The 13,844-nt window shown below is 70.9% G+C and carries 14 protein-coding genes; 10 read left to right on the top strand and 4 right to left on the bottom strand.

All coding sequences use genetic code 11. The annotated features are described in order from the left end of the window. Positions 1-7 precede the first annotated feature (7 nt). Positions 8-649 carry an NADPH-dependent F420 reductase gene (locus AC07TY_RS06910; RefSeq protein WP_494784805.1) on the bottom strand — a complete coding sequence of 214 codons (642 nt, stop codon included), beginning with the start codon at positions 647-649 and terminating at the stop codon, positions 8-10. 272 nt (positions 650-921) lie between these two features. On the opposite strand from AC07TY_RS06910, the gene AC07TY_RS06915 reads away from it, so the two are divergent. Beyond that, positions 922-1,617: a transglycosylase family protein gene (locus AC07TY_RS06915; protein ID WP_494784806.1), complete on the top strand. Its 696-nt coding sequence runs from the start codon at positions 922-924 to the stop codon at positions 1,615-1,617. A 102-nt stretch (positions 1,618-1,719) separates the two neighbouring features. Here the strand turns inward: AC07TY_RS06915 and AC07TY_RS06920 are convergent, their stop codons facing one another. Further along, on the bottom strand, positions 1,720-1,938 hold the full coding sequence (locus tag AC07TY_RS06920) for a hypothetical protein (RefSeq protein ID WP_494784807.1): 219 nt from the start codon (positions 1,936-1,938) through the stop codon (positions 1,720-1,722). A 165-nt stretch (positions 1,939-2,103) separates the two neighbouring features. On the opposite strand from AC07TY_RS06920, the gene AC07TY_RS06925 reads away from it, so the two are divergent. From AC07TY_RS06925 to AC07TY_RS06935, 3 genes are all read left to right on the top strand, one after another. Next, positions 2,104-3,069, top strand: a complete 966-nt coding sequence (locus AC07TY_RS06925; RefSeq protein WP_494784808.1) for an acetylxylan esterase — start codon at positions 2,104-2,106, stop codon at positions 3,067-3,069. Positions 3,070-3,131: 62 nt separating this feature from the next. Then, positions 3,132-3,425 (top strand): putative quinol monooxygenase, encoded by a 294-nt coding sequence (locus AC07TY_RS06930; RefSeq protein ID WP_494784809.1) that lies wholly within the window; start codon positions 3,132-3,134, stop codon positions 3,423-3,425. Positions 3,426-3,642: 217 nt separating this feature from the next. Continuing rightward, a complete protein-coding gene (locus tag AC07TY_RS06935; protein WP_494784810.1) occupies positions 3,643-4,872 on the top strand; it encodes a GAF domain-containing protein in 1,230 nt (409 codons plus the stop codon). Here AC07TY_RS06935 and AC07TY_RS06940 read toward each other — a convergent pair. After that, positions 4,865-6,580, bottom strand: a complete 1,716-nt coding sequence (locus tag AC07TY_RS06940) for a D-apionate lactonase family protein (RefSeq protein ID WP_494784811.1) — start codon at positions 6,578-6,580, stop codon at positions 4,865-4,867. The genes AC07TY_RS06935 and AC07TY_RS06940 overlap by 8 nt on opposite strands. Positions 6,581-6,791: 211 nt before the next feature. On the opposite strand from AC07TY_RS06940, the gene AC07TY_RS06945 reads away from it, so the two are divergent. Then, the gene (locus tag AC07TY_RS06945) at positions 6,792-7,703 is read left to right on the top strand and encodes an SMP-30/gluconolactonase/LRE family protein (RefSeq protein WP_494784812.1); all 912 of its coding nucleotides are present in this window, start codon (positions 6,792-6,794) and stop codon (positions 7,701-7,703) included. 18 nt (positions 7,704-7,721) lie between these two features. On the opposite strand, the gene AC07TY_RS06950 is transcribed toward AC07TY_RS06945, so the two are convergent. Next, positions 7,722-8,462, bottom strand: coding sequence for a FadR/GntR family transcriptional regulator (locus AC07TY_RS06950; RefSeq protein ID WP_488624674.1), 741 nt, complete (start codon positions 8,460-8,462; stop codon positions 7,722-7,724). A gap of 262 nt (positions 8,463-8,724) precedes the next feature. Between AC07TY_RS06950 and AC07TY_RS06955 the strand changes: the two genes are divergently transcribed. Genes AC07TY_RS06955 through AC07TY_RS06975 form a run of 5 tightly spaced genes read left to right on the top strand, consistent with a single transcriptional unit; the run spans position 8,725 to position 13,844 of the window. Then, positions 8,725-10,020, top strand: coding sequence for an MFS transporter (locus AC07TY_RS06955; protein WP_494785045.1), 1,296 nt, complete (start codon positions 8,725-8,727; stop codon positions 10,018-10,020). Continuing rightward, a complete protein-coding gene (locus AC07TY_RS06960) occupies positions 10,020-11,747 on the top strand; it encodes a dihydroxyacetone kinase family protein (protein ID WP_494784813.1) in 1,728 nt (575 codons plus the stop codon). The genes AC07TY_RS06955 and AC07TY_RS06960 overlap by 1 nt, the downstream gene beginning before the upstream one ends. A gap of 17 nt (positions 11,748-11,764) precedes the next feature. Beyond that, positions 11,765-12,268 carry a ribose-5-phosphate isomerase gene (locus tag AC07TY_RS06965; protein WP_494784814.1) on the top strand — a complete coding sequence of 168 codons (504 nt, stop codon included), beginning with the start codon at positions 11,765-11,767 and terminating at the stop codon, positions 12,266-12,268. Continuing rightward, positions 12,262-13,050: a triose-phosphate isomerase family protein gene (locus tag AC07TY_RS06970; RefSeq protein WP_494784815.1), complete on the top strand. Its 789-nt coding sequence runs from the start codon at positions 12,262-12,264 to the stop codon at positions 13,048-13,050. Before AC07TY_RS06965 ends, AC07TY_RS06970 begins: the two co-directional genes overlap by 7 nt. After that, positions 13,047-13,844, top strand: a complete 798-nt coding sequence (locus AC07TY_RS06975) for a sugar phosphate isomerase/epimerase family protein (RefSeq protein WP_233579905.1) — start codon at positions 13,047-13,049, stop codon at positions 13,842-13,844. Before AC07TY_RS06970 ends, AC07TY_RS06975 begins: the two co-directional genes overlap by 4 nt.

A 13,844-nucleotide genomic window follows, 5' to 3' on the forward strand; every position in this document is an offset into this window, starting at 1 on the left:
CGCTCGGTCAGACCGTGCGCGGGGCCTTGGCCAAGTTCTCGACGAGCTCGGCCTTCGACTGGCGCACGACGTAGGCCGGGCGGTCGCGCTCGACGCGCCAGCTGTCGGCCAGCGGGCCGACGTTGACGGTGTCGAAGCCGAACTCGTCGTAGAGCTTCTCGACGAACGTGCTCGCGTCGTCGAAGTCGCTCGAGGTCGCGAGTGCGCGGCGCTTCGGGTCGCCCGCCGGGAGGGCGTCCTCGGTGATGTCCTTCGCCATGATGTGGTTGAAGGCCTTGGCGACGCGGCTCGTCGGGAGGTGCCTCTGGAGCATCTCGCTGACCGTGTCGGTGCCTTCGTCGAGAGCGGCGATGTGGCCGTCGCGCTCGAAGTAGTAGTTGTTCGTGTCGATGACGATCTTGCCGGCGAGGGGCTCGACGGGGACCTGCTCGATGGCCTTGAGCGGAACGGTCACGACGACGACGTCGCCGGCCTCCCCTGCCCCGGCCGCGGTCGCGGCGCGCGCCTTCGGCCCGAGCTCCGTGACGAGGTCGGCGAGGGTCTCCGGCCCGCGGGAGTTGCTGATGACGACGTCGTATCCGGTCGCGATCGCCGCGCGGGCGACCTGGCTGCCGATGTGACCTGCTCCGATGATTCCTAGTGTGCTCATGGTGATGGCAACGGCTCCTGCCGTCAGAAAAATCCGTTCTGCGGTGAGAGTTCCCTGAAAATCCAGGCGGAGGGGATTCCCAGGCGCACGATTTGATCCGCACGATGCCCTCGCCTAGCGTGGTGCGTCGTTCGGCCCTCGTCACCGGGGGCCTCGCCGCGGCGCTGCATCTCGCCGTCGGGCCGCCCAGCCTGCAGCAGCCGCTACCTGACCTCTATCGGCAGGGGTGGGCGGCCGACCCTCGAGGTCTTCGGCGTCCCCCTGGAGCATTCATGGCATCGAAGAACACCGCATCGAAGAACACCGCATCGAAGAGGATCGGCCGTCCCCGCGTCCTCCTCGGATCGGCCGCGCTCGTCGCGCTCACCGCCGGCGGAGTCGGCCTCGCGGCGGCCCCGGCCAACGCGGCCGACGCCTCCACGTGGGACGCCCTCGCTCAGTGCGAGAGCGGCGGCAACTGGGCCATCAACACCGGCAACGGCTACTACGGCGGACTCCAGTTCACCCAGGGCACGTGGACCGCCAACGGCGGCACCGGCTCGCCGGCCGCCGCCAGTCGTGCGACGCAGATCTCGGTCGCCGAGAACGTCCTCGCCTCGCAGGGCTGGGGCGCCTGGCCGGCGTGCTCGGCGAAGCTCGGGCTCTCGGGCACCTCCGGCGCGGCCGCGGCGGCACCGGCGGCTCCCGCGGCACCCGCCGCTCCCGAGACGCCTGCTGCTCCGGCCGCACCCGCGCCGTCCACGAGCACACCGACGACGACCGAGTCGAGCACGGCGCCCGCACCGGCGATCACGCCGGTCAAGACCAGCGGCAAGACCTACGCCGTGAAGTCCGGCGACACGCTCGCGACGATCGCCACGCACCTCGACCTCGACGGCGGATGGCAGGAACTCGCCGGCGCCAACACGACCACGGTCACCGACCCGGACCTCATCTACCCGGGCCAGAAGCTCGAGCTCCCGGCCTAGTCGACGGGCCGCCACGAGATGGCCGTCCCGGTCGTCACTCCCTGCGGGGTGCGACCGGGGCGGCCATCTCGCCTGCGGTCGGGTCGTAGCGCGTCGAGCGGTCTAGTGCCGGTGCTTCCAGAGGTAGGGGAGGAAGAACGCCAGATTGGCGCTGCCTCCCATGCTCGACCGCATGATGACCTCGGTCTCGCGGTCGAACTCCTCGGCGGGGTCCTGTGCGGCCAATTGCTCTTGCGTGGGAGCGATGTACGAGCACTGCTCGATGAGCAGCTTGATCTCGCGCTTCGCTTCGCGGGCGAACCGTCGTGTCTCGTGATCCATTGGTCTTCGTCGCCTCTCTGCGCCGCCTACCGGGAGCCCTGGGGCTCCGAGTCGCCGACTCCGATGTCGACGATGCCTCCAGGGTACGACTCTCCCCGGGAGAACGGCCACCCGTCGCGGATTCGCCCTGCGGCTCGCGTCGCGGCGGCTGGCTAGGCTGTGGGCATGTTCGTCGACATGCCCGAAGAAGAGCTCCGCCGCTACACCAGCAGCCAGGTCGATCCCGTCGACTTCGACGAGTTCTGGGCGGCCACCCTCGACAGCACCCGGTCTCACGATCTCGGCCTCGCCGTGGTGCCCGTCGACACCGGCCTGGCCACCGTCGACGTGTTCGACGTGACGTTCGCCGGGTACGAGGGGCAGCCGGTCCGGGCGTGGCTGCGCGTGCCGCACGGCGCGTCGGCGCCGCTTCCGGCCGTCGTGCAATTCGTCGGGTACGGCGGCGGCCGAGGGCGTGCCGTCGAGAATCTCTTCTGGTCGTCGGCCGGCTACGCGCACCTCCAGATGGACACCCGGGGGCAGGGCTCGGCGTGGAGCGAGGGCGCGACCGCCGACCCCGATGGCGGCGGCCCCCAGTTCCCGGGCTTCCTGACCCGGGGTATCGACAGCCGCGAGACGTACTACTACCGCCGAGTGTTCGCGGACGCTGTCCGTGCGGTCGAGGCGGCTCGCACCCTGCCGGCGATCGATGCCGATCGGGTGGTCGTGCTCGGCGGCAGCCAGGGCGGAGGCATCGCGCTCGCCGTAGCCGGTCTCGTTCCCGGGCTGGCCGCAGCGTTCCCGCGGGTGCCCTTCCTCTGCGACTTCCCGCGCGCGACCGTCATGACCGATGCCGATCCCTACAAGGAGATCGGCCGGTACCTGGCCGTGTACCGCGACCGGGTCGACGCCGTGCACGGCGTGCTCGCCTACTTCGACGGCGTCAACTTCGCCCGCCGTGCGACCGCGCCCGCGTGGTTCACGACGGCGCTGATGGACCCGATCTGCCCGCCCTCGACCGTCTTCGGCGCGTTCAACGTCTACGGCGGCGAGAAGGCGATCACCGTCTGGCCGTACAACGGCCATGAGGGCGGCGACGTCTTCGACGACGAGGCGCAGCTGGCTGTTCTCCGACAGGTGCTGCCGGTCTGACGACGCGAGAGCATGATGGATCGACGCCGCCGATCGGAGCGGCCCGACGAACGGAACGACCCATGACGATGACCGTGCTCCTCGAGATGACCCTCAACACCGACGTCGCCGGCGCGACCGAGGTCATCCGCGAGGTCCTGACTCAGACGCGCGACCGCGAGGGCAACACCGGCATCGACATCCTGATCGACGACGACGACCCGTCGAAGATCGTGATCGTGGAGTCGTGGGCGACCGTCGAGGCGCGCGCCGCCTACGCCGAATGGAGGCAGACCCCGGAGGGGGCCAACCGCCTCGGATCGATCATGGCCGCGCCGCCGGTCTTCCGCACCTTCACCGAGGGCATCGAGCTCTAGGAGGGCATCGAGCTCCAGCGGCGCGGGCCGCGACGAGGGCCTTCGCACAGTCCTCGGACCGGAGGCGGATGTCGGCGGCCCCCACTTCTGGTGCTTGCCACATCTATTCGACAGACGTACGGTTGCCCCAACCCAGCCACAAGGGGTCGGTCGTTCACCACGGATCAGGACGACACGACGACCTCCGGCGAACCGAACCAACCACTCGGAGCAACCCATGTCCCAGCTCGTCCCTGCCCTCCTGCGCCCCGCGCGGGTCCAGCGCTACCGACTCGTCGGCGACGGACCCTCGTCCGTCCCCCGACCGCACGATGCGCCCCAGGGGCATGCTCCCGGGGAGAACCCCGACCGCGTGCTCGTCTTCGGAAACGGAATCGCGATGGGCTGGGGCGTCGGCACCCACGAGCTCGCGATCCCCGGCCAGCTCGCCCGCGCTCTGAGCCAGCGCACGGGGCGCGGGGCCGACGTCGACCTCCTCGCCGACATGCGGTGGGACGTCGAGTCGGCCGCGAGCGTGCTCTCCGGCGACTCGCTAGGGGTCTACGACGCCATCGTCATCGTGATGGGGGCGAGCGACGCCTACCGCTTCACCTCGCCCCGCAAGTGGGCCGAGGGTCTGGTGCGTCTCATCGACGCGTTCGAGCGTCACACGGCGCCTCTCACCAGGATCTTCGTCATGGGCATCCAGCCGGTGTCGAGCATCCCGATCTACAGGGCCCGTCCGGGCGGCGAGACCGACCGGTGGGCCGATCACCTCAACCAGCTCACCTTCGCCATCTGCCAGGGTCACCCGCGAGCGCACTTCGTCAGCCCGCCCGAGAACTCCCAGCCGACTACGAGGCAGGGATCCACCTCCGAGGAGCACCGCTACCGGTCGCCTGAGCGCTTCCGCCAGTGGGCGCTCACCATGGCCGACGCCATGACACCGCACCTCGAGGTGCAGGCCGCGCCCGAGAGCGAGACCCGCGCGGCGCGCGACCGTCCTCAGTCGCGCGACCGCCGGCTCGCGGCCATCTGGGATGCCGGCCTCGACGGCTCCCCCTCCGAGAGGCGCTTCGACGAGATCGTCGCCCGCGCCGCCCAGGCCTTCGGAACCAGGGGCGCCGCCTTCACCGTCATCGGCGGAGACCGGCAGTGGAACAAGGCCGTGGCCGGAATCGACGCGGGTCCTGCGGCTTCGCTCGAGACGTCGTTCTGCCGCGTGACGATCGAGCACTCCACCCCGCTGGTGGTGCAGGACGCCTGGTCAGACGCGCGGGTTCCCGGGGAGGATGCGCCTATGCGCTTCTACGCGGGCTACCCGGTCGAGACTGCCGACGGCACCCGGATCGGCGCGCTCTGCGTCTTCGACTCCGAGCCTCGGGAGGCGGAGGACGTCGACGTGTCGATGCTCCGCGAGCTCGCACTCCAGATCCAGCACGAGCTGGGTACGGTGCCGGTCAGCTGAGCCGCTCGTCGCGGTGTGCCACCGCCAGGGGCTCGACGGTCAGCGTCCGGCCGGCGACCGTGACGGTGGCCGGGTCGGCGCCCAGATTGGCAGCGACGACCTCGACCCCGGTCGGGCGGCGCACCGCGATCGCCCACGTGTCCGGCCCCACCCGACCGGCCTCGACGACCTCGCACCCCTGGAACGAGCTCAGGATCCGCAGCGCGTCGGCGGCGGGGTAGGGCGCGCCGTCCGCATCGCCGAAGCCGCGCGGCCCCCACGCCTCGGCGAACGCCAGCGACGCCACGCCGTCGACGGTCAGTGCGGCGGCCGAGGCGACCAGCCAGGCGGCGAAGAACGGCTCGCGCTGCAGCGGGTCGGACGATCCCCACGTGAGCGCGGCTCCTGATCCGTCGCGCTCCGGGTCGTCCGGCGCGGGTGCCGGCGCCGAGGTCGCGACGGCGTTGAACCGCGCGCGGAGCGAGATCGGGCCGACGTGCACGGGGCGGCCCGCGGCGATCCGCACGGCCTGCTCGGCGACGGTGCGCTGAAGGGCGATCGACTCGACCTTCTGCGTCGTCGACCAGTCGTGCATGCCCGCGGTGACCGAGAACGTCACGCCGGCCAGGTCGTCGGGCAGGGACTGCGAGGTGCGGTTGAGCTCGGTGAAGTGAGCGCGCGTGCCGCCGACCAAGGTGCCGGTCAGAGGCTCGCTCGCGGCGAGCTCGCCGAGACGGCGCCAGAGCTCGGGCGTCGTGCAGTGTGTCGCGGCGTCGTAGACGGCCAGCCGGCCGACTGGGACCCCGCAGAGCGCGTGGGCGGCGGCGACGAGCTGCTCCGCGTCGGCTGCGATCAGGCGCACGTCGAGCCGCGCGCCGGGGGAGTCGGCGCGGGCCCGGCTCAGGACTCGCGACCAGGCGGCGCTGGTCAGGTCGAGCTCGACGAGGATCCCGGCGCCCGCGAGCCACGGGAGCAGGCGGCGGGGGCGACCCGGGGCGCTGGCGGCTCCGACGGCGAGCTGCGGGAAGACGGCGGCGGTGCGCGCCTCAGGAGATGCGGCAGCCGGAGGGGCCGGGGCCGTGCCGGTCGGCGTGAGCACGACGGATTGCCTGATCACGGCGCCGGCAGCGACGCGGACCGGGAACGGCAGCGACAGCGGCGTGCTGTAGGTCTTGAACGACGCGTCCGTCCAGTTCCGCTGGTCCTCCATCTCGAAGACGTCGCCCTCGAACCGGAGCTCGCCGCCCGCGAACCGCACGCCGGCGATGTCGCGGGCCGGCTGGTGCGGGGCCACGTCGACGGGGAACGCGGTGTCGGAGGTCGTCCCGTCGGGATGCACGACTATGAGCGGCGTGCCCGCGAGCGCGGGGGAGTGCAGCACGATGAGGCCGGCTCGGTTGCTGTCGAAGTCGCTGTGCGCGACGATCTCGGCGTCGAGCCGCAGGCCGGGGCCGTCCGGGCGGAGCGTCGCCGTCCAGGTCGCTTTCACCCCGAGGTCGTCGAGCTCGGCCGTCAGCGTGAGCGAGCCGTCGCCTCCCCGCGAGAGCGCCGTCGAGGCCGCCGGGATCGTGCGCCAGTCGCGGTCGCGCACGACGACCCGGATCGCGCGCAGGAACTCGCGCCCCGCGTGCTCGAGGTGATCGAACGACGCGTCTGCCACGACGACCGTCCACTCGTCCGTCACCTGGAGTCGTTCGGGCAGCTGGAGCCGTTCGGGGGAGCCGGTCATCTCATCTCCGTCGATGTCGCGAGTGGTGCCACCGCGGCGAAGGGAGCGCGGTGGTAGAGGAGCACAGTGGAGTAGGAGCACTGTGGAATAGGTGCAGTGAAGTAGAGGACAGTGAAGTGGAGCGGCTGATCGCGATTGGTCAACCGGTTCTGTTCCAGCGACAGTGTAGGGCGTCCGGCCTGCCGTCGCACTCGCGATTCGAAGGAGAATCATGACCCGTCTCACCGACCTCGCCGACGCGGGACTCGTCCCGGCCGGAGCCGCACCCGAGCGCCTCGCCACCGGCGCCATCTGGTCGGAGGGGCCGTGCTGGATCCCGGCGAGCCGCACGCTGCGCTGGAGCGACATCCCGAACGACCGCATCCTGCAGTGGTCGTGGGATACCGGCGAGATGAGCGTCTACGCCTCGGGCGTCGAGTTCACGAACGGCCGGGTCATCGACGACGACGGCAGTATCGTGCAGTGCTCCCACGGTCGTCGCCGGGTCGAGCGCGACCGCGACGGAGTCATCGAGGTGATCGCCGACCAGTGGAACGGCTACCGGTTCAACTCCCCGAACGACGTGGTCGTCAAGCGCGATGGCACCGTCTGGTTCACCGACCCGCCCTACGGGATCATCGAGGCCCGAGAAGGTCACCCCGGCTTCCGCGAGTACGGCGACCACTGGGTGTTCCGGGCTGATCCGGTCACGGGCGACGTGCGCCCCGTGGTGCTCGACGTCGAGGAGCCCAACGGCCTGGCGTTCTCGCCCGACGAGTCGGTGCTCTACGTCGCCGACACGTCTTCTGCGCGCCAGCCCGCGGGTGTCGGCAACCGCTGCATCCGCGCGTACGACGTGACCGAGGGCGTCCGGTGCAAGAACTCACGGGTGTTCGCGACGGTGGGCTCGGGTCTGGCCGACGGGTTCCGCGTCGACGCGACGGGGAATGTCTGGACGTCGTGTGCGACCGGCGTCGAGGTCTACGCGCCGGACGGCGAGTTCCTGGGTGCAGTGGATCTGCCGGAGCTGACGGCGAACCTCTGCTTCGGCGGACCGGACGGCACGACGCTGTTCGCCGCCGCCTCGACGAGCCTCTACCGCATCGCGACGACGACCACCGATGCGCGCCTGACTCGCCGCTGACGGACCGCTGACCCGCCCCTAGGAGTCCAGGTCGAGGCTCGCCACGCGATCGCCCGCCGTGGTCATGTGCACGCGCATGGCCGCCTCGGCCGCCACCGCGTCGTGCGCCGCGATGGCCTCGTAGATGGCCACGTGCTCGCGCAGGGCGACAGCGCCCTGGTCGCGGTCGCGGAGGCCGCGCTCGACCCAGAGGCGCAGGAGGGAGCGGACGCTCTGCAGGAGGTCGCGCAGCACGACGTTGTCGGCGCTCGCCGCGATCTGCAGGTGGAAGCGCACGTCGGCCTCGACGAAGCGGTCGAGGTCGTCGAGGCTCTCCTTCATGGTCTCGATGTGCCGCGCCAGCATCTCCACCTCGTCGTCGGTGATCCGGCTCGCGGCGAACGCGGCCGCCTGGATCTCGAGCGCGCCGCGGACCTCGATCAGCTCACGGGTGCGCGACGCGGAGAGCATGAGCCCCCAGCTGAGAGTCGTCGGCAGGAGCTCGGAGGTGGAGTCGCGCAGGTAGGTGCCCGAGCCGGGACGGACGCTGACGATCCCGAGGATCTCGAGCGCCGCCAGGGCCTCGCGGACGGCGGACCGCCCTACCCCGAGCTCCTCGGCGAGCTGGCGTTCTGGAGGGAGCCGCGACCCGGGGGTGAGCTCGCCGCCGGTCAGCAGCGAGATGAGCTGCTTCACGACCTCGGCCACGGCGGTCCCCCGGGGCACGGCTTCGATCTCGAGCCGCAGCGTCGCGGGGTCGTCGTCTGGATAGGCCGGCATGGCGTGAAGCCTATCTTTTGGTCAACCAATTCGGGGGCGGGCACACCGGCAGTTTAATTGGTCAACCGGTTGACAGATTATGTTGCGGGAGTCATCATGGTTGCAGTGACGCGGGACGACCCTCTCGTGCACGTCCGACAACGTCGTTGAACGAAATGGAGTCGCAGTGGACGCCCCCTTGACAGCCACCCCCGCGCCGAACGGCGTCGAGAGGTCGGCCATCCGCAAGATCTCGATCCGGCTCGTGCCGTTCGTGGCCCTGATGTTCTTCATCAACTACCTCGACCGCACCGCCATCGGCTTCGCCGCCCCCAACGGCATGGAGGCCGACCTCGGTCTGAGCGCCGCGCAGTTCGGCTTCGCCTCGGGCGTCTTCTTCATCGGCTACATCCTTCTCGAGGTGCCGTCGAACCTGGCCCTGGCGCGCTTCGGCGCCCGCCGCTGGCTCGCCCGCATCATGGTGACCTGGGGCATCGTGGCGTTCCTGTTCACCTTCGCCCAGAATTTCGAGCAGCTCGCGGGCCTCCGCTTCCTGCTGGGCGTCGCCGAAGCCGGGTTCTTCCCCGGCGCGATCCTGTTCCTGAGCCTCTGGGTGCCGTCGAAGCACCGCTCGAAGATCCTGGCCCTGTTCTACCTGGCCCAGCCGCTCACGAGCGTCGTGGGTGCCCCGCTGGCCGGACTCCTGCTCCAGAACGACGGCGTGCTCGGCCTCGAGGGCTGGCGCTTCATGTTCCTCTGCGTCTCGATCCCCGCCGTCATCGTCGGCGTCGTGGCCTGGTTCTACCTCAAGGACAGGCCCTCGCACGCCAAGTGGCTGACCGAGGAGGAGAGCACCTGGCTCGAGACCACTCTCGAAGAGGAGAAGATCGGCACCGAGACCAGCGCCACCGGCATCGGGGGCCACGGCGTCGGCCTCGGCCGCGTCCTGAAGAGCGGCCGGGTCTGGATGCTCGCGTTCATCTACTTCGGGTTCATCTACGGCCTCTACGCTCTCGCCTTCTTCCTGCCGACGATCATCGGCACCTTCCAGGAGCAGTTCGGCACCGAGTTCGACCTCTTCGAGAAGGGGCTCATCACGGCCATCCCCTACGTGCCGGCGGCTCTCGCCCTGTACTTCTGGTCGCGGGACGCCACCAAGCGCGGCCTCAGGACCTGGCACATCGTGATCCCGGCGATCGTCGGCGGCGTCAGCATCCCCGTCGCGCTCTACATGAACTCGCCGGCGGCGACGATCGTCGTCATCGCGTTCACGGCCATGTCGATCTTCGCGGCTCTCCCGAACTTCTGGACGCTGCCCACGCAGTTCCTCACCGGCACCGCCGCCGCAGCCGGCATCGCGCTCATCAACACCATGGGCAACCTGGCCGGCTTCGCGGCCCCGTACATCACCGGGGCGGTCACCGACGCCACCGGCGGGTACCGTGCAGCCATGTTCATAGTCGGATTCTTCATGCTCCTGTCCGCCCTCCTGATGGCGCTGCTGTCGCGCAAGCGCCGCGTCGGACCGACCGTCACCGCCGAGAGGCCGGCTGCCGCCACGGCCGCGGGGCTCGGCTGATGACGCGCCTCTACAACGAGCCGTCCGACTTCGCCGACGAGGCGGTCGACGGGTTCGTCGCAGCCAACCGGCGCTGGGTCCGCAAGGTCCACGGCGGCGTCGTCCGCACGGCCGCCTCGGCACCCGGATCGGTGGCGCTCGTCGTCGGCGGCGGGTCGGGCCACTACCCGGCGTTCGGCGGCCTCGTCGGACCAGGCCTCGCCGCGGGCGCGGCCCTCGGCAACCTGTTCGCCTCGCCGTCGTGGCAGCAGGTCCGCTCGGTCTCGAAGTCGGCCCACAACGGCGGCGGCGTCCTGCTCAGCTACGGCAACTACGCCGGCGACGTCCTGAACTTCGACCGCGCGCAGGCCAGGCTCCGCGAGGAGGGCATCCGCGTCGAGACGGTGACGATCACCGACGACGTCGCGAGCGCCTCCGCCGCCGAGAAGCACAGGCGCCGCGGCATCGCCGGCGACTTCACCGTCTTCAAGGCGGCGGGTGCCGCAGCGGCAGCCGGGTACTCGCTCGACGAGGTCGTCCGCGTGGCGCAGAAGGCCAACGAGCGCACGCGGTCGATCGGCGTCGCGTTCACCGGGTGCTCCCTGCCGGGGGCCGACGAGCCGCTGTTCACCGTCCCCGAGGGCCGGATGGCCATCGGGCTCGGCATCCACGGCGAGCCCGGGATCTCCGAGCAGGATGTCCCGACGGCGGCCGGCCTCGCCGAGCTCCTCGTCTCGACCCTGCTCGCCGAGCTGCCCGACGGCGTCGAGCGGGCCGAGGGCCAGCGCGTCGCGGTCATCCTGAACGGCCTCGGATCGGTCAAGTACGAAGAGCTCTTCGTCGTCTACGCGAAGATCGACGAGCTGCTGACCGCCGCGGGCGTCGAGGTCGTCGAGCCGGAGGTCGGCGAGCTCGTCACGAGCTTCGACATGGCCGGCGCCTCGCTGACCCTGTTCTGGCTCGACGACGAGCTGGAGAGCCTCTGGGCCGCCCCGGTCGACGCGCCCGCCTACAAGAAGGGCTCGGTCGACCCCTCGACCGCCGCAGCCGAGATCCACGACGAGGAGGAGCTCGCCGAGCCGATCCCCGAGTCCTCCGAGGAGTCGCGACAGGCCGCGGCCCTGGTCGTGACCGCCCTGGATGCGATCAAGGTCGTCATCGACGAGAACGCCGACGAGCTCGGCCGGATCGACGCGGTAGCCGGCGACGGCGACCACGGCATCGGCATGCAGCGCGGCGTCACCGCCGCGGTGGAGGCCGCCCACGACGCGCTCGACGGGGGAGCCGGAGCCAAGACCGTCCTCGACCGGGCGGGCGACGCCTGGTCGGACCGCGCCGGCGGAACCTCCGGTGCCCTGTGGGGGTCGGCCCTCGGCGCCGTCGGAGGCGCGCTCACCGACTCGGCCGCGGCGGACGCCGACGCCGTGGCGCGCGGAGTCGCGCAGGCGACCACCGAGATCCTCGAGTTCGGCGCCGTCGTCGGCGACAAGACCATGGTCGACGTGCTCGTGCCCTTCTCGACGGCGCTCACCGAGCGCGTGCAGGCCGGCGAGCACCTGACCGACGCATGGAAGACCTCGGCTGACATCGCCTCCGACGCCGCAGCCGCCACCAAGGACCTCCTGCCCAAGATGGGGCGAGCCCGTCCGCACGCGGAGAAGAGCCTCGGCACCCCCGACGCCGGAGCCGTGTCTCTCGGCCTCATCGTGCAGTCCGTCGCGACAGTCCTCGCGACCTCAACGAAGTAACCCTGAAGGAGAACGCAATGGCTGAGCAGCTGCGAATCGTCATCGGATCCGACGACGCCGGATTCGACTACAAGGAGATCGTCAAGCAGGACCTGGAGGGGAACGCCCTCGTCGCCTCCGTCGTCGACGTGGGAGTCGACGCGGCGTCGCACACCCCGTACCCGTCCGTGGCCATCGCCGCGGCGGAGATGATCGCGCGCGGCGAGGCCGACCGTGCCGTCCTGTTCTGCGGCACCGGCCTCGGTGTCGCGATCGCGGCGAACAAGGTCCCCGGCATCCGTGCCGTGACCGCGCACGACTCGTTCTCGGTCGAGCGATCGATCCTGTCGAACGACGCCCACGTCCTGTGCCAGGGGCAGCGTGTCGTCGGGATCGAGCTCGCCCGCCGCAACGTCCGCGAGTGGCTGACCTACAGGTTCGACACGTCCAGCGCGTCGAACGACAAGGTCCAGATCATGAACGACTACGAGGCCGCGAGCGCGACCGGCGCCCCTGCGGCGGTGGACTCCGCCTCATGCTGAGCGACTCGGCGGCAGCCCCCTTCACCGTGGGGGTGAGCCTGAAGATGTACTTCGGCCACGCCCGCACGGTGGAGTGGGCCACCGCCATCGGCGACATCGCACGTCGCCACCCCGCGGTCGCGGACGGCCTGGTCGAGCTGTTCGTCGTCCCGACCTTCCCGTCGATCGTCCCCGTCCGCGACGCGCTCGCGGGTGCTCCGGTGCGCCTCGGCGCGCAGGACATCGCGTGGGCCGACTCCGGCGCGTTCACCGGCGAGGTCTCCGGCGTCGAGCTGGCCGAGATCGGCTGCACGCTCGCCGAGGTCGGCCACGCCGAGCGCCGCGCGCTCTTCCACGAGGACGACGAGGTCATCGCGCAGAAGACCGCCGCCGCTCTCCGCAATGGCCTGACTCCGCTCCTCTGCGTCGGCGAGGAGGAGGTCGCCTCGCCGGCCATCTCGTCGCTCGAGGTGACCCAGCAGATCGAGTCCGCGCTGGCGCAGGCCGGTCCGGGCGCGATCATCGTCGCGTACGAGCCGCAGTGGGCCATCGGCGCGCCCAAGCCCGCCGCCCCCGAGTACATCGCCGCGGTCGTCGCGGAGCTCGAGCAGTTCGTCCAGGCGCTCGAGGGCCGCGACGGCAGCCGGGTCATCTACGGCGGCAGCGCCGGCCCCGGCCTGCTGACCTCCCTCGGCGGCGACGTGAAGGGCCTCTTCCTAGGCCGCTTCGCGCACGACCCCGCTGCGGTCGAGCTGATCCTCGACGAGGTCGTCGCGCTCGCGCATCAGGGGGCCTCCGCGTGATCGGCCTCTCGACCTACGCCTACTTCTGGCGGTTCTCGGAGCGGGTCGCCGACCCGATGAGCCTCGACGACATGCTGCGCGACGCGGCGGCGATCGGCGCGGAGCTCTTCCAGATCTGCGACTACGCACCCCTGGCCGGGTACGACGACGCGCAGCTCGCGGCGACCAGGGCGGTGGCCGACGGGCTCGGGCTGACGCTGGAGGTCGGGACGCGCGGCACAGTTCCTGCGCACCTCGACCGCCACCTCGACCTCGCCGTCGCCCTCGGCGCGACCGTCGTCAGGAGCATGTGGACCTCGGGCGACGACCGGCCGACCTTCGACGAGAGCGTCGCTCGGCTCCGTCAGATCGTGCCGCGCTACGAGGCCGCCGCTGTCACGCTGGCGCTCGAGACCTACGAGCAGGTGTCGTCGACCGAGCTGGTGGCGCTCGTGGAGGCCGTCGGCAGCGAGCACCTCGGCATCTGCCTGGACCCCGCGAACACCGTCGCGAACCTCGAGAACCCCGCCGACGTCACGGCGCGCTGCCTGCCGCACGTGAAGAACTGGCACGTCAAGGACTTCGACTTCACCCGCCAGGCGGGCTGGGTCGGGTTCAGCCTCGTCGGCGTGCCCCTCGGCGAGGGCCGCCTCGACTACGACGGCATGCTCGCCGCCATCGACCCCGGATCGCGCGGCATCAGCCAGGTCGTCGAGCACTGGCTGCCGTGGCAGGGCGACGAAGAGACCACCACTCGCCTCGAGCGCGAGTGGACCGAACACAACCTGAAATTCCTGAAGGAGAAGAACACGTGA

It is taken from the genome of Frondihabitans sp. GW821-FHT04F02 (genome assembly GCF_059420045.1).